The sequence below is a fragment of the Myxococcus eversor genome (genome assembly GCF_010894455.1).
GTDB lineage: Bacteria > Myxococcota > Myxococcia > Myxococcales > Myxococcaceae > Myxococcus > Myxococcus eversor.
In genome coordinates, this window is sequence record NZ_JAAIXY010000037.1 from 1 (window position 1) to 15,240 (window position 15,240).

At 69.3% G+C, this 15,240-nt stretch carries 13 protein-coding genes; 8 read left to right on the plus strand and 5 right to left on the minus strand.

Annotation, left to right across the window (positions count from 1 at the left end; translation table 11 throughout):
- The 6 genes from G4D83_RS43830 to G4D83_RS43855 all read left to right on the plus strand — a co-directional run bounded on the left by G4D83_RS43830 (position 1) and on the right by G4D83_RS43855 (position 4,567).
- Positions 1–96, plus strand: coding sequence for an IS3 family transposase (locus G4D83_RS43830; RefSeq protein ID WP_372241176.1), 96 nt, complete (start codon positions 1–3; stop codon positions 94–96).
- 380 nt (positions 97–476) lie between these two features.
- Positions 477–1,760 carry a right-handed parallel beta-helix repeat-containing protein gene (locus tag G4D83_RS43835; RefSeq protein WP_240357159.1) on the plus strand — a complete coding sequence of 428 codons (1,284 nt, stop codon included), beginning with the start codon at positions 477–479 and terminating at the stop codon, positions 1,758–1,760.
- 295 nt (positions 1,761–2,055) lie between these two features.
- Positions 2,056–2,349: a hypothetical protein gene (locus G4D83_RS43840; RefSeq protein WP_163870925.1), complete on the plus strand. Its 294-nt coding sequence runs from the start codon at positions 2,056–2,058 to the stop codon at positions 2,347–2,349.
- A gap of 293 nt (positions 2,350–2,642) precedes the next feature.
- Positions 2,643–3,221, plus strand: a complete 579-nt coding sequence (locus G4D83_RS43845; protein WP_163870926.1) for a DJ-1/PfpI family protein — start codon at positions 2,643–2,645, stop codon at positions 3,219–3,221.
- A 93-nt stretch (positions 3,222–3,314) separates the two neighbouring features.
- Complete coding sequence (locus tag G4D83_RS43850; protein WP_163870927.1) at positions 3,315–3,590, plus strand: hypothetical protein; 276 nt, start codon at positions 3,315–3,317, stop codon at positions 3,588–3,590.
- Between the two features lie 143 nt (positions 3,591–3,733).
- Positions 3,734–4,567 (plus strand): Uma2 family endonuclease, encoded by an 834-nt coding sequence (locus tag G4D83_RS43855; protein WP_205522859.1) that lies wholly within the window; start codon positions 3,734–3,736, stop codon positions 4,565–4,567.
- A 10-nt stretch (positions 4,568–4,577) separates the two neighbouring features.
- Here the strand turns inward: G4D83_RS43855 and G4D83_RS43860 are convergent, their stop codons facing one another.
- From G4D83_RS43860 to G4D83_RS43870, 3 genes are all read right to left on the minus strand, one after another.
- The gene (locus G4D83_RS43860; protein WP_163870929.1) at positions 4,578–6,440 is read right to left on the minus strand and encodes an ABC transporter ATP-binding protein; all 1,863 of its coding nucleotides are present in this window, start codon (positions 6,438–6,440) and stop codon (positions 4,578–4,580) included.
- Positions 6,441–6,483: 43 nt separating this feature from the next.
- Positions 6,484–7,350: a universal stress protein gene (locus G4D83_RS43865; RefSeq protein WP_240357160.1), complete on the minus strand. Its 867-nt coding sequence runs from the start codon at positions 7,348–7,350 to the stop codon at positions 6,484–6,486.
- Positions 7,351–8,327: 977 nt separating this feature from the next.
- Complete coding sequence (locus G4D83_RS43870) at positions 8,328–8,519, minus strand: CsbD family protein (protein ID WP_163870931.1); 192 nt, start codon at positions 8,517–8,519, stop codon at positions 8,328–8,330.
- 400 nt (positions 8,520–8,919) lie between these two features.
- On the opposite strand from G4D83_RS43870, the gene G4D83_RS43875 reads away from it, so the two are divergent.
- Positions 8,920–10,644 (plus strand): methyl-accepting chemotaxis protein, encoded by a 1,725-nt coding sequence (locus G4D83_RS43875; protein WP_240357161.1) that lies wholly within the window; start codon positions 8,920–8,922, stop codon positions 10,642–10,644.
- On the opposite strand, the gene G4D83_RS43880 is transcribed toward G4D83_RS43875, so the two are convergent.
- Both G4D83_RS43880 and G4D83_RS43885 read right to left on the minus strand, forming a co-directional pair.
- Positions 10,635–11,492, minus strand: a complete 858-nt coding sequence (locus G4D83_RS43880) for a hypothetical protein (protein WP_163870933.1) — start codon at positions 11,490–11,492, stop codon at positions 10,635–10,637. The genes G4D83_RS43875 and G4D83_RS43880 overlap by 10 nt on opposite strands.
- A 94-nt stretch (positions 11,493–11,586) precedes the next feature.
- Positions 11,587–13,185: a phytoene desaturase family protein gene (locus tag G4D83_RS43885; protein ID WP_163870934.1), complete on the minus strand. Its 1,599-nt coding sequence runs from the start codon at positions 13,183–13,185 to the stop codon at positions 11,587–11,589.
- A 211-nt stretch (positions 13,186–13,396) separates the two neighbouring features.
- Between G4D83_RS43885 and G4D83_RS43890 the strand changes: the two genes are divergently transcribed.
- Positions 13,397–15,226: a CHASE domain-containing protein gene (locus G4D83_RS43890; protein WP_240357162.1), complete on the plus strand. Its 1,830-nt coding sequence runs from the start codon at positions 13,397–13,399 to the stop codon at positions 15,224–15,226.
- Positions 15,227–15,240 lie beyond the last annotated feature (14 nt).

Below are 15,240 nucleotides of genomic sequence, written 5' to 3' on the forward strand. Positions count from 1 at the left end.
CTGTTCGACTACATCGAGGTCTTCTACAACCAGCAACGCATGCACTCGGCAATCGGCTACGCTGCGCCGGCTGAGTTCGAAAGAGCAGCGGCGTAGTCAACCTGTCCACCGAACCGGATCACGCCCAGTCCGCCCCGCAGGGCTACGAGGTTGATGCGGCGAGGGTCCGTTACAACCATGGAAGCTCTCGGTGGCGGGCCATGGGGGAAACGGTCATGAAGAAGCACCGGTTGGGGCAAACGCTCACGCGTCTGGCTTTCATCGCGTGGATGGGGAGTGGCGCGTCAGGCTGTGGCGCGAGCCCGGAGGACGCACTTGGCGAAGGCTCTTCGTCAGATGAGGTGGGGACTCAGACCGCGAGGCAGGGACCCGCCTTCACAGAGGACATCTTCTACGACCGCTGTCCCAAGGCGGAGCAGGCCAATGGCCCCACACTCTACGTGTCGAAGAATGGCCCACGGGATTCCAGAAAGCCATTGGGGTCCAACCAGAACCCCTACTCCACCATCATGGCGGCGGTGAAGGTCGCGAGGCCGGGGAACATCATCCAGGTGCGAGCAGGCGACTACAACGAGCAGGTCTCCATTACCGCCCCGAAGGGGGCACGACCCGGCACCGTCGATGCGCCCATCGTCCTGAGAGGTGAGCAGGCCGGGCGTCCCCGCATCCTCCCCTCGGCCACCAACGTCGGCAGCCTGGTCGCGGTGAGCCAGCCGTACTGGGTGGTGCAGGGCTTCGAGGTGGACGTCCAGGGCAGGCCGTCGTTCGCCGCCCTCTTCGAGACGAGCACCACGTGCTCCCAGCTCACCGACTCGGTGCTGCACGGAGGCCGGGCTGGCGGTGGCGTCGTCGCCAGCTACGCGGACTTCGTCCTCATCGACAACAACGAGATCTACGACTTCTCCAGGGCGAATACGGACTCACACGGCGTGGCGGTGCGAGGCGTGTCCCGCAACATCTTCATCGTGGAGAACGACATCCACGATGTCTCGGGCGACGGGGTGCAGTGCCAGCCGAACGGCGGCCGACCCGCCATCGTCCTCATCGAGAAGAACAAGCTGCATGCGGCCGGGGAGAACGGGGTCGACATCAAGGCCTGCGATGACATCCTCATCCACCAGAACACCATCTCCGACTTCCCGAACATCGCGAGCTATCCCTGGCAGGCCAACACCTCCGCGGCGGAAGGCGTGCTCATTCACGAGGACGCGACGAACGTCCAGATTCTGGGCAACGAAATCCACCGGGCGGGCCGAGGCGTCTCCGTCGGCGGGAACAACCCCGTCGACCGGCCCGCCAACGTGCAGATCGACAACAACTACATCCACGACATCTATGACTATGCCAACCGCAACAACGGTCAGGGCATCCGCATCGTGAAGGCGCAAGGCGTGCACATCGTCGGCAACTACATCGAGCGGACCGCCGACGCGGGGATGCGGCTCGCCGCGGACGAGCCCAACACGGTGTTGGGCCTCATCGTCTACGACAACGTCCTGCGCGACATGAGGTTGTTCGTACGCCTGGGGCAGCCGTCCTCCCGGCCGGGCATGGGGATGGACCGCAACCGCTACGTAGGCACCGGGGGTGTCTTCACCATCACCAACCTGCTCTGGGAGGGAGACCACGCCCGGTGGCTCAACGCCCTGGCCTCATCCTATCTGGACCAGTACTCGGTGAGAGTCCTCTTGCCCACTCGGGCCCTCTCCGAGACCGGGCTCCTGGAAGCGCCCTCCCCCTCGTCGACGCACGTCCCCTGAGCAGGTCGCCACCCGTCGGAAGGAGCCACGGAGCTTCCGACGGGCGGTGCGTCCGCATCGGGCGCGGTGCGGCATGAGGGGAATCCCTGCTCACGCCCCAAGCACCATGGGCAGACGCCCACCGGACAATTCATTGACTTCGGCAACCACTTACACGCCGTCATATTGCCTTTCCGGTCCCTCCGTGGCTTACTGTCTTTGCGTCTGATGGGCCAATCAGAACCCAGACGCCAAGGAAACGGAGACACCTATGTTCATGACGGGACTGCGTCGTTGTGCGCTGTTGGCTGGAGTCGTGGCATTGACCGCGTGCGGAGGTCCGCTCCCGGAGGAGCAGGCGCCCACCGAGGCCACGCCGGGCGAGGAGGTCACCATGGAGGAGGTGACCGAGGGCGGTGAAGTCGAGGCTCAGCTCTGCTCACTGACCGTCAAGGAGGCATGTCAGCCCAACCTGCGGACCTGCGGCATCCGCTGCTGCGATGGAACGCTCATCCAGGCCCCGAACACGGCCTGTGGCGCATGTGAGCCACTCGCGTATGAAGTCTGCGCCTGGCGCGGCGGTCCGTGGCACATCCGCTGGACGAACTGACGCACTGGCGAATCGCACGAACCCGTCCATTCGTGCGGCGGACAGCACACCGCGAGTCAATTGACGGAGTCAACCACTCACATCCACGTCGCTCGTCGTGCGCCCATGGCGGACGCGAACCGCCGTCCCTTACCCTGAGCAGGACGACTTCGGCCTGACTGAAGCTGGATGACTTTGACCCCAGGGCGAGAGGGCCCCGCCGCTGCTTTGCCTTGGCGGCGGGGACTTCTCTCGGCTGGAGAGTCGCGGCCACTTTCCCTATCCTTGGGGCTCATTCAGCGAGGAGCACGCTGTTGGCCCGTATCGCATTCGTCGTGGTGGAGCCGTTCGCCGACTGGGAACCCGCGCTGCTGGCGGCGGTGGCTCGCGAGGACTTTGGCGACCAGGTGTCGTGGTGGTCTCCGGGGGGACGGCCGGTTCCTTCGATTGGCGGAATGACCATCCAGGTCCACGGCGCGCTCGAGGACTTCTCCACCGACCAGGCCGAGGCGCTCGTCCTGATTGGGTCCCCGCTCTGGATGACGGCCGCGAGCCCCGACCTCACGCCCTTGCTGCGGCGCGCGGCGGACGCGGGCCTCGTCGTCGCTGGCATCTGCGGCGCGACGCTCGCGCTGGCCCGGGCCGGCCTGCTCGATGATTGCGCTCACACCAGCAACGCCCTCGACTTCCTCCAGCAACATGTCCCCGCCTACCGCGGCGCCGCGCACTATCGACCGGGGGCGCGCGCGGTGCGTGGCGGACGGATTGTCACCGCGTCCGGCTCGGCGCCCACGAGCTTCGCCTCGGAAGTGCTCGGCGCCCTGCATCCCGAGGCCACGAAGTCCCTGTCCGAGTTCGTCACGGAGTTCGGGCGCGAGCACCAGCCCGCCTGAGCCCTCGCGCGGACAGCGTCCCCAGGCGGCTTCCGAGCCCGTGTGCTTCAATGGAGGGAACGCGGGCCCTCTCGCTGCATCACGAGGCAGACCATGACCCTCATCGAGCCCGTCCTCCTCGCGGCCGCCACCCTCAGCGGCATCGCTGGCGCCGTGTGGGGCATCACCTCGGCCCCCATCTGGGGACTCGACGGCTTCGTCGGCGGCGCCGTGCGTGGGCTCGGTGGCTTCGTCGGTGGCTTCATCGGCGGGGGCGCCTCGTTCGCCGCGGTGTTCTTCGCCCTGGGGTGCGTGCTCCTCCTTCTGGACAAGGCACGCAAGAAGCGCCAGCGCCACACCGGGGGACCTGACCAGCCGCCCTCGCCCTGAAGTCGGACCTCGGAGTGGACGTCGCCCACCTCGACTCCTGCTTTTCCGGGCAACGCCCGGGGGCCTACAGCGCCCCAACGAACGAAACGCGCCAGCGGCCCTTGGCCCTGCATTCCGGGCGACCTACTCTCGGAAGCAGTCCCATGGCTTCCAACCCCTACCGCGTCAATCCGGACGACCCGCGCGCTCCTCCCCAGGAGTTGTGGGAGCAGCTGACACCCGAGGAGCAGGCCCAGGTCATCGACAGCCTTCCCTCCGAGTTTCCCGTGTCACAGACGCACCCTCCCGAGGGGGACCCTCACTACGAGGCCAAGTCGCGGACGAGGGAGGTGCTCGGGAGCTTCTTCTCTCGCATTGGCCGCAAGGTGTACCTGGCTTGCGAACTGCCCGTGTACTACCCGGGCGAGTCGATGTTCGCTCCGGACGTCATCGCCGTGTTGGACGTGGAGTCCCGTTCCCGCATGCGCTGGATGGTGAGCGCTGAAGGAAAGGGCCCGGACCTGGCCCTGGAAGTCATCGTCGCGGGGGAGCGACGCAAGGACCTGGAGCGCAACGTGGAGCGCTTCGCCCGCCTCGGAATCCGCGAGTACTTCGTCTTTGACCGAGGCCGGCTGCGGCTCAGCGGCTGGAGGCTCGAGGAGGGACGCCGTGCCTACCGCCCCATCCTTCCCCAACATGGGTTCTACCGCTCGGACGTGCTCGGCCTGGAGCTCCAGGTGGACGACGAGCGGCTTCGCTTCTACGTCGGCGGCGCGGCGCTTCCCGAAGCCCAGGAGATGATTTCGCGACTCGAGCACATGATGGAGCGCGTCGAGGCGAGCCACACGGACCTGGAGCACCAGCTCACCGAGGAGATGCGCTTGCGCGCGGAGGAGTCTCGCCTGCGCGCGGAGGAGACCCAGCGCCGCGAGGACGCCGAGCGTCGCCTGGCCGAGGCCCTCGCCGAGCTGGAGCGGCTGCGCGGCGAGCGAGGCTGAGCGCCCTGCCTCAGGTCTGGTAGCCGCGCGCCTGCAGGCGGAACAGGTGCGCGTAGCGCCCGTCCTTCGCCATCAACGCGTCGTGGCTGCCCAGTTCGTCCACGCCGCCGTTGTGCAGCACCGCAATCTGGTCCGCCATCCGCACCGTGGAGAAGCGGTGCGAAATCACAATCGCCATCCGGTCCGCCGCCAACGCCTGGAAGCGCTCGAACAACGCGTGCTCCGCCTCCGCGTCGATGCTCGCCGTGGGCTCGTCCAGAATCAGCACCTCCGCGTCGTCGCGCATGAACGCTCGCGCCACCGCCAGCTTCTGCCACTGCCCCGCCGACAGCTCCTGCCCCTTCTCGAACCACCCGCCCAGCATCGTGTCGTACTGGCTGGGCAGCGTCTCAATCACCCCGCTCGCTCCACCCTGCTCCGCCGCCTTCACGATGCGGCCCCGGTCCTCCAGCGCCGGCACATGCCCCAACCCGATGTTCTCCGCCACGTTGAACTGGTAGCGCACGAAGTCCTGGAACACCGCTCCGAAGCGGCTGCGCAAATCCCCCACGTCCATGTCCCGGATGTCCACGCCCCCGTAGAGGATGGCCCCCTCCGTCGGCTCGTACAGCCGCAACAGCAGCTTCAACAACGTGCTCTTCCCCGCCCCGTTCTCCCCCACCAGCGCCAGCTTCTGTCCCGGCCGCAGCGTCAACGACACGTGCCTGAGCGCCCACGCCTCCTTCCCCGGATAGCGGAAGGACACGTCGCGCAGCTCGATGTGATTGGTCGGCCCGCGCGGCGGTGACTTCGCCGGCAACACCCGGGACGTCTCGGCGCCCGTCGGAATCTCCAGGTACGTGAAGAGATTGCTCATGAAGAGCGCGTCCTCGAACATGGAGCCCACGCTCGTCAGGATGCCCTGGAACGCCGCCTGCCCCTGCCGGAACACGCCCAGGTACAACACCATGTCGCCCACGCTGATGGCCCCGTCCGCCGCCTTCCCCGCGACAAACAGATAGCAGCCATAGAAGGCAGCCAGCGACAGCAGGCCCAACCCCAACCCCCACGCCATCCGCTTGAAGGCCAGCGCCCGGTCCTCCGCGAAGAACTTCCGGAACAACTCCCGGTAGCGCCCCAGCACCAGCTCCCCCAACCCGAAGAGCTTCACCTCCTTCACGTGGCTGTCGCGCGTGAGAATCCACTCCAGGTAGTTCAGCTTGCGCCCCTCCGGCGCACGCCACGAGTAGAGCCGGAAGCCCGCCATCGCCAGCCGCGCCTCCGCGATGAACGCCGGAATCGACGCCGCCACCAGCACCACGACGCTCCACGGCGACAGCGCAATCAACAGCGCCGCGAAGGTCGACAACGTAATCGCGTTGCGGACGATGGAGAACGCCTGCATCACCAGCGACAGCGGCCGGCTGCTCGCCTCGCGCCGCGCGTTCTGCATCTTGTCGTAGGTGTCCGAGTCCTCGAAGTGCCGGAGCTCCAGCGCCAACGCCTTCTGGAGAATCTGCTCGTTGAGCAGGTTGCCCAGGTTGGCGCGCAACAACTCCCGCGTCAGCGTCAGCCCCCGCTCCACCACCCCCGCGCCGAGCATCAACCCGAACTCCAACCCCACCAGGCCGTAGACGCGCGAGTGCGCCTCCGCCGAGCCCTGCGCGGACGCCACCACCGCGTCCACAATCAGCTTGCCCACCCAGGCGATGGCCGCCGGCAGCACCGCCGCCACCAGCGTCAGCGCGCCCAGCAACACCGCGCCCTGGGGGCTCGCGCGCCAGAAGAGGTGGAACGTGCCAGGGAGCTGCCGGAACAGGCTTCCGGCCCCCTTCAGGCGTTCCTTGAGGGAGGGCTTCGCGGGGGGCGTGGAATCAAGAGGACGAGAAGACACAGGGCGCGTACATAACGCGCCCGGCGTCCGCGCGCTCGGCCCCTCACGACATCGCGCGTCCTTCGTGACGGGACACCAGCACGTCGCACGAGGACCTCGCCAGCACCCGCTCCGCCAGCGAGACGCCGCACCCCTCGGACGGGCCCGAGCCCGCCAGCGCCAGCAGGTCCGTGCCCAGCTCCGCCGCGTGCGCGAGGATGCTCTCCCCCGGCTCTCCTCCACGCAGCCGGGCTTCCAGCTCGCGCCCCGTCTCCCGGTAGGGAGCCAGGAAGCGGGCGAGCGCCACCCTCGCGGCGTCCTCCCGCTCCCGCTGCAATATCAAGAAGCGCTCCGGTGACACCCCGCGCGCTCGCAGCGCCGCTTCTTCCGCTCGGGTGTCCACCACGTGCAGCACCTCCACGGGCGTCAGGGGGCACAGCCGCAACGTCAGCTCCAGCGCCCGCCGGGACTCGCGCGAGAAGTCCACCGCCACCAGCGGGTTCGCATAAGGCCGCGCCGGATGCGGCAGCACCGTCAGCACCGACGTGTCCAGCCGCCGCACCATGCGCCTCACCGTCGAGCGCTCTCCCAGCTCCTTCCCGGGCGTCGTCACGTGCGTGCCGCCCAGGACCACCAGCTCCGCGCCCTGCTCGCGCGCCACCGCCACCGCCGCGTCCACCGCGTCTCCCCGCCGCAGCTCCTCGTGCACCGTCACGTCCGGCCGCTGCCGCAGCCGACGACACACCGCGCTCACCGCCTTGCGCAGACAGCGCTCTCCCGCGACGACGCCTCCCGCGGGGGTGCCCTCCAACAGAGGCCCCGCGTGCAACAACGTGAAGGAAGCGCCCTGCCCCAGCGGCAGCCGCAGCGCACGGGCCAGCGCCAGCTCGGAGCGCAGTGAAAAGTCCGTCGCCACCACCAGGCGTGTCATGCCCCTCGGTCCCCGGAAGGGCCCCTGTGACGACGCCAAGGGAATGGCCATTCGGGTCAGCTCGTGCTGCCTCATCGCGAGACCCTCCTTTCGTCTGTCCTCACTTCTTTAGTGTCGGCGCCGTGGGGCGGTGACACGCCATCCCATGCACCCGACACGACCTGGGCGAGCCGTTGCTCGTTCGGTCCGCCGCTGCCGCGTCGCGGCGACATCCCAGCCCTCGAAGCGAAGATTCAGGCCGACGCGCTCAAATGCCACCCGGTCCCCGGGGACGCCGCGTGCCCGAGCGGACGACGGAGCCCTCCTGTCCTCGCGCGTCCGTCACGCCCTCCGAGCCGGACGTCGTGCGCCCGGCGCATGCCCCGGCGTCCCGTGCGCTGACAGTCGCGACGGCCCGACTCAGACCTGGGTGAGGGTGGAGCACGACACCGCGTTCAGTGAGGACGTGACGTCGCGAGGGGTGGCGAGGGTGCGAGCCCCCGCTGCGCGCGGGAAGGAGAGGTGCGTCGCACGGTGGACGGCCTCCCTGAAAAAACTCCAGGGGGCGGGTGTCCGTATCTCACGTGAGGCGCGAGGGGCCCGCGGCTCGATCTGAGGATTGGCCCGCTTGGCACGTCCGCAGAGCAACAGAGCGACGCCTGCGGGCCGCGCGAAGAACGGCCAGGGCTTTGCAGAAGGGGTGCGGCGGCAGCGCGGTGGGGTGGCGGGACGGACGGGATGCAGCAGAAGGGGGAGGGCCAATGCGCGGGGTCATCACCGGCAGAGAGGTGGTCACCAATCTGGGTCTCATCTACCGAGAGTTCGGCGCGGGCTGTGTGCTGCGCTGCTTGTGGGTGATGCTCAGTGGGAAGACCACGACGTTTCTTGAAGTGGCGTGTCCGCCCGCGGTGAAGCGTTAGGGCGACGACGACGGCGACGGGCCGCGAGGGCGACATGCCCCGCGACCCGACCGTCGGCTTCAACTTCGTGACAGCGGACTAGGGTTCATCGCGGCGAGGCTTGTTGTCGTCCACCGCGTCCCGGACCGCGCGCTTGGCGTCCTCGAGCTTCTCCTTCGCGTGGCCCTTCGCCGTGTCGACCTTGCCTTCGGCCTCCAGCGAACGGTCGCCCGTCGCGGCGCCCACGGTCTCCTTGATCTTGCCCTTGGCCTTGTCGATCAACTCACCCATGACGCGTCTCCTTTGGCTGTGAGCTCCTGAGAGCCGTTGTGGTGTGAGTGTGAACACCCCTTCACGAGCGTGCAGGCACGGGCGAGACGCTCGCCTGCCCTGGAAGCGGCGCAAAGGCGTGTAGGTGCCGGTGTCAGGCGTTCCTCTCTCACCGGGTGGTAATCCCATAATTTTCCTGGAATTGCCTGACATGCAGACAGACTGCGGGTAGGGTTCCGAAGCGGTCCTGACGACCAGGCAGACACGCTATCTGGTTGGAATCCTCCTCTCAGGCTGAAACGGGACGTTGACGCAGGGCGCGCCGGCCCGCACGCTCAGGTCACTGCCACCCCGGAGTCACTGCTTCCCGATGTCTACTCCTCCGCTTCCGACCCCTGGCGCGCTGTTCTGGCGGATGTACATGTTGCGGTCCCTCATCACGACGGTGGCCTTCTGTCCGGCCCTGTACGTGGACATGCAATTGCTCTCACTGGAGGGACCGCGCGCGACGCGCATCCTGCTGGGAGTCATCACCCCGCTGGTGCTGGGGTTGTGCGCGGTGGCGCAGCCGGTGCTCGTGCTGCCGTGGCTCTTGAAGCGCGCCATGGGCTCGCAGGGGAAGCAGCGGGTGGAGCGGTTGATTGGCATCCCCTCCACGCTGGCGTTCGGCGAATCGATGGTGTCGTGGTTCATCGGCGGGGTGCTCTTCAACGGCGGCGTGGCGCTCCTCTTGGACCGGCCCCTGTCGGTGGTGCCGGTGGGCGTGGCGGTGTCGATGAGCGCGGGCCTGTTCAGCAGCCCGCTCCTGTACATGCTCTATGAGCAGGTGCTGATGCCCACCGTGCTGGACGCGTACCAGAAGGCGCCCAGCAGCCGGCCCGCGGGCGACGGCTTCGCGCCCCGACAGTTGTGGCTCCTGCCCGCCACCGTCGTGTCCGCGCTGCTCGTCACGTGTCTGACGAGCATCGTCACGCTGCACCTGCGAATCGAGCGGGAGCTGGGCGAGCTGGCGACGGACATCGAGTCGCGAGGCCAGGCCTCGTCGGCGGACCGCGTGCGCGCCACGGTGGCGCCGCTGCAGCGGGACTTGGTGCTGCCGGTCATCATGTTCGGTGGCTACGCGGCGCTGGGCTCCATCCTCACCGCGGCGTGGGCCGCGCGAAGGCTCGCCAAGGGCTCGCGGGCGGTGGGGGCGTCGCTGGAGGCGCTGGTGGAGGGCCGCGCCGCGCCGCCGCGCTGGGTGTCCACGGACGAGCTGGGAGACCTGGCCGCGACGACGTGGCAGCTCTACCAGCGGCTCCAGGAGCTGCCGCGCTCGCTGCGCTCCTCGGCGGGTGACCTGGCCCAGGCTGGCACGCGGCTGTCGGAGGCCAGCAGCCAGCAGAACCAGACGCTGTCGCGCCAGGCCGCGGCGCTGCATCAGGCGCGCGCCACCGCGCAGGAAATCCAGCAGGCGTCACACGTCGCGGCCTCGCGGGCCACCAGCATCCTCCAGGTCGCCGAGCGCGCCGCGGCCGTGGGCCGGCTGGGCGAGGAGTCCCTGCTCGGCACGGAGAAGGGGCTCGCCTCCATCCGCGATATCGCGGACGGGCTGCACGAGCAGATGATGGATTTGGAGCAGCGCGCCCGCGAGGTGGGCCGTGTGTCGGAGGTGGTGAAGGCGCTCGCGGACCAGTCGCACATGCTGGCCATCAACGCCGCCATTGAAGCGACGCGCGCGGGCGAGCATGGCAAGGGCTTTGGCGTGGTGGCGCGGCAGATGCGCGAACTGGCGGACCAGTCCGTCCAGGCCACCAACCAGGTGCGCGGCCTGCTGGAGACGATGGCCTCCGCCGCCACCGAGGCCACGGAGATGACGAACAAGGGCGCCGCGGGCGTGGAGACGGCGCTGACGCCGCTGCGCAACAGCGGAGAGCGGCTGCGCGAACTGGCCACGCTGTCGCGCGAGTCCGCGTCCGCCGTGCGTCAAATCGCCGAGGCCGTGGCCCAGCAGCACCAGGGCGTGGACCAGCTCTTCGCCGCCGTGCGCGAGCTGGACGAGCTGACGACGGACACGCTGCGACACCTGGACACCACGCAGCAGGCCGCCGTCGCCGTCACCCACGCGACGGGCCAGGTGTCCCAGCTCGCGCAGCGCTACGTCTGAGCCAGCAGCGCTTCTTCCGGTGACACCGGGGGCTCGGGAACGAGCCTCCCTTCCGACGACAGCACCGGCGCGCACAGCAGCACCACCAGGTGCCCCGCGAGCACGCCCAGGCGTGACAGTCGCTCGCGAGGCTCCGGGCCACCCTCCTCGAAGCTGGCCGCGTCCAGGTAGTTCAACTGGACCTCCGCGCGCCCATGGAGCACCCCCACGCGCGCGTCGAGCGTGGCCAGGCGCGAGAGCATCTCCTCCAGGAAGGCCGTGGCCCGCACCAGCATCGCCGCGCGGTCATCCAGGCCTCGCACGCGCGCCTCCACCGTGTCCGGCGCGGGCGAGGCGGCCCAGGGCGCCGCGGCGTCGAACAACGACATCCCATCCAACACCACCGGCACCGCGTCCTCCAGGAGCCAGCCCCGCTCCAGCCACTCCAGCACCGGCACCAGCTCCGAAGGCGCCGTCGCCCCCGCGCCGAAGAGCGGCCACGCGCGCCGCGTCCCACGGGACACGGGCTCCGGAGGCAGCGCCTCCAGCGCGGACAGGGCCTCGGCCGGAAGGACGTCCTCGCGCCGCGCGTGCTCCCACCGCTCCAACCGCGCCAGCAGTCCGCGCAGCGGCTCCACGACTTGCGCCTTCGCCTTCGCCTGCCGCTCGCCGAGCGAGGCCATGGTGTCCCGCACCCGCAGCCGGGCGGACTTGAGCGCCCCCAGCGCCACCGCGTGCCGCTCCTTCGCCGCGCGGACCTCCGGTGGGTCCGGAGGCCCCATCAGGCCCTCATCGAAGGCCCGCTTCACGCCGAGCCCCAGCGCCGTCAGCACCAGGCCACCCACCGCGAACGGGATGAATAAGGGCATGCTCTCGCGACCTCCAGGAACAGTCATGACAGCTTCGCACCCGCCACGCCGCCGCGCGAGCCGGGCCCGCCGTTCGCACGGAGAGGAGGGAGGCTCAGCCAGCGCGCGCCCGGGGCGCCTGCATTGGCGGGCCCGAGGCATTTCGTGTCGCGTCCTCGAGCGGCGGCACATACGGCCAGCCCGGCAGCGGCCCCTGGCCCGCCTCGCGGTTGAGGTAGTCCGCGGCGATGTTGGCGCTCTCCATGATGGTGAGCAGCCCGCTGCCTGGATGCGTGCCACCGCCCACCCAGAACAGGCCCTCCACGTCCGGGCTCTTCACGCGGGGCCGCAGCGGACCCAATTGCAGCCACGTGTGAGAGAGATTGAAGACGGCGCCCCGGAACACGTTGAAGTCGTCCCGCCACGTCTCCGCGGTGAAGTAGCGCTCTTCACGGATGTGCTCTCGCACGCCCTTCAGGCCCACCTTCGCGAGCATGTCGGGGATGCGCTCGCGCAGCGTGGCCTGAGTCTTCACCCAGTCCACCGGGCGCGCGGTGTTGGGCGTGGGCACGAGCACGTAGAGCGTGGAGTGTCCCTTCGGCGCGCCGGACGGGTCCGTCACGCACGGGTTGCACACGTAGAAGGGCGGGTCGTCCACGTCTACTTCACGGTCCTCCAGCGCGTCGCGGTCCGTGCGCCGCGCGGCCTCCGAGAGATAGATGAGGTGGTGCGGCAAGTCGTCGTAGCGCGTGTCCAGCCCGTAGTACGCCATGAAGGTGCTGCACGAGTACTTCGCCTTCTCCAGCGCCGCGTCCGTCAGCCGCGAGCCCTCGCGCGCCTCGGCGGGAACCAGCTTCGTCGCCGCGTAGGGCAGGTCCGCGTTCATCACCACCGCGTCCGCGTCCAGCACCTCGCCACCCACCAGCTTCACGCCCGCCACGCGCCCCGCCTCCACGCGCACGCGCTCCACCGGCGCGCCCATGCGGAACGTCGCGCCCAAGTCTTGCGCGCAGCGCATCATCCCTCGCGCCAGTTCGCGGAAGCCGCCGTCCACGTGCCACACGCCGAAGGCCAGCTCCAGGAAGGGAATGACGCTGAACACCGACGAGCACGTCGTCGGGTGCAGGCCCAGGTACTTCGACGGGTACGCCAGCGCGTACGTCAGCCGGTCGTCATGGAAGAAGGAGTCCAGGTGCCGGTACAGCGTCTGCCACGGCTTGAAGCGCAGCGTGGGCGCCAGGCGCCAGGGCGCGTAGTAGCCCAGGCTGCCCGCATGCGTGCAGATGAACTTCTCGTACGCGACGCCGTACTTCTCCCGTCCGTCCGAAAGCCACCGGCGCATCGCCTCCACCTGGGTGGGTCCGAAGCGGGCGAGCTCCGACTCCATGCGCTCCGGGTGACGGCTGGTGTCCAGGTGGGTGCCGTCCCAGAAGTGCACCCGCGTGTTGACGTCCAGGGGGACCAGCTTCACGTAGTCCGCCAGTCGCCGCCCCGCCCGCTCGAAGATGCGCTCCAGCACCCCGGGGAGCTGGAGGATGGAAGGACCAGTATCGAGCGAATACTCGCCCTGGGGTCCGAGCGTCAGGCCCTTCATCCGGCCTCCCGGCACCAGGTCCTTCTCCACCACGGTGACTCGAAAGCCCTGTCCGGCCAGGTTGATGGCGGCGGACAGGCCCCCGGGGCCAGCTCCCACGACGATGACGTGACGCACCATGGCTCCTAGAATGCCCTGAGCGAGCACCCGTTGCAGTGTCCCAGGTACGAACGGGCGGGCGGGCATTGTGTTTCGCCCCCGGGCGTTTCTCCTGGAAGACACGTGGGAGCGGGGACGGCTTGAAGGGGGCCGCCGCGCACTCGAAGCTCGCCTCGTCGTCCTCCCGGCCCCTTTCCCGGCAACCTTCCTGCGGTCCTGCCTCCACGCAGCCGTGTCGACACCCCTGCTCACCCACCTGCGCCGCGACGCGGCCGCGTACTGCGCCCTGCTGCTGGGGCTGCTCGTCACCACGGGGGCCACGTCCTACGTCCAGCGCGGCGTGGACCTGCGGCGCGAGCAGCTCTTCGAGGACGCCGTCGCCGACGGCACCGTGGCCCTCCAACTGCGCATGGACATGTACCAGGCCATGCTGCTGGGCACGCGCGGCGTCTTCAGCGGCAGCCAGGAGGTGGAGCGCCGGGAGTTCCGCGCGTACACCGAGAGCCTGGAGGTGAGGCAGCGCTTCCCCGGCATCCAGAGCATCGGCTTCGCGCAGTGGCTTCAGCAAGAAGCGCTCGCGGAGCACGAGGCCCTGATGCGCGCCGAGGGCTTCACCCAGTACCACGTCCAGCCCCGGCTGGAGCGGCCTCACCATGCCGTCATCGTGATGGTGGAGCCCTTCGACGTGCACAACGCCCGCGCGCTCGGCTTCGACGCGCTGGCGGAGCCCGTGCGGCACGCGGCCCTCCAGCGCGCGCTGGAGACGGGGCTGCCCGCGGCGACCGGCATGGTGCGGCTGTTGTCGGAGGATGAGGATGAGGACCCGGACCTCCGGACGGGCTTCGTGCTCTACGTGCCGCTCTTCGAGAAGCCGGAGCCCACCACGTCCGAGGAGCGCCACGCGCGGCTCCTGGGCTTCGTGTTCGGGGCCTTCCGCATGAAGGACCTGGTGGAGGGCCTGCGCTTCCCCGGCTTCCAGTCCACCATCGACCTGGCCATCTACGATGGGACGGAAGCCCACGAACATGACCTGCTCTACAGCTCGCGCGTCGAGCATCCCGCAGTCGAGCACAACACCCCGCTGCGCTCGCAAGTCAGCCTGTCGGTGGCCGGAACGCCGTGGACACTGGTGTTCACCACCCGGCCCGCCTTCTTCGAGGGGACGAGCTCCAGCCACCCGACCACCGTGGCGGTCGGCGGGCTGCTGATGTCCCTGCTGCTGTTCCTCGTCACGCGCGCCCAGGTCAGCGCGAGGGCCTCCGCGGAGCGCGCCAGCGCCGAGCAGCAACGGCTGGCGAGCGAGGCCCAGTCGGCGGTGCGCATCCGCGACGAGTTCCTCAGCGTCGCCGCGCACGAGCTGCGCACGCCGCTCACGTCCTTGAAGCTCCAGCTCCAGCTCCTCTTCCGGCAGCTCCACCAGAAAGAGCCCCTGGACCTGGGCCGCCTGGAGCGCGGCGTGGAGACCTGCGAGCGCCAGATGACCCGGCTCACCAAGCTGGTGGACAACCTGCTGGACGTGTCGCGCCTGTCGAGCGGGAGGATGGAGCTGCAGTTGGAGTCACTGGAGCTGGGAGAGCTGGTGCGCGAGCTGGCGCGCCGCTTCGAGATGGAGGCGCAGACGGTGAACGTGCGCCTGGAGGTCAACGCGCCCACGCCCATGACGGGCCGGTGGGACCGGCTGCGGTTGGAGCAGGTCATCACCAACCTGCTGTCCAACGCGCTCAAGTATGGACATGGCGCGCCGGTGGACGTGCACGTGCGGGGCGACGAGCACGAGGCCCGCCTGGAGGTGCGTGACAGGGGCATCGGCATCGCCCCCGAGGACGCGGAGCGCGTCTTCGACCGCTTCGAGCGCGCGGTGTCCAGCCGTCACTACGGAGGCCTGGGCCTGGGCCTGTTCATCACCCGCCAGCTCGTGGAGGCCCATGGCGGCCACATCTTCCTGGAGAGCCACCCCGGCGCGGGCACCACCTTCATCGTCGTGCTGCCACGCGCGGGGCCTGACGCCGGGGCCGAGAATCCACCCCGGCCGCCGGAGCCTCCTGGACCGCCGCTGCACTGAGCACGCCCAGGCGT

Bases quoted from the DNA above. Each gene is read 5' to 3' on its own strand.
- G4D83_RS43850 (WP_163870927.1), top strand. From the start codon at position 3,315: ATGACCCTCATCGAGCCCGTCCTCCTCGCGGCCGCCACCCTCAGCGGC.
- G4D83_RS43855 (WP_205522859.1), top strand. From the start codon at position 3,734: ATGGCTTCCAACCCCTACCGCGTCAATCCGGACGACCCGCGCGCTCCT.
- G4D83_RS43865 (WP_240357160.1), bottom strand. From the start codon at position 7,350: ATGACACGCCTGGTGGTGGCGACGGACTTTTCACTGCGCTCCGAGCTG.
- G4D83_RS43870 (WP_163870931.1), bottom strand. From the start codon at position 8,519: ATGGGTGAGTTGATCGACAAGGCCAAGGGCAAGATCAAGGAGACCGTG.
- G4D83_RS43875 (WP_240357161.1), top strand. From the start codon at position 8,920: ATGTTGCGGTCCCTCATCACGACGGTGGCCTTCTGTCCGGCCCTGTAC.
- G4D83_RS43880 (WP_163870933.1), bottom strand. From the start codon at position 11,492: ATGCCCTTATTCATCCCGTTCGCGGTGGGTGGCCTGGTGCTGACGGCG.
- G4D83_RS43885 (WP_163870934.1), bottom strand. From the start codon at position 13,185: ATGGTGCGTCACGTCATCGTCGTGGGAGCTGGCCCCGGGGGCCTGTCC.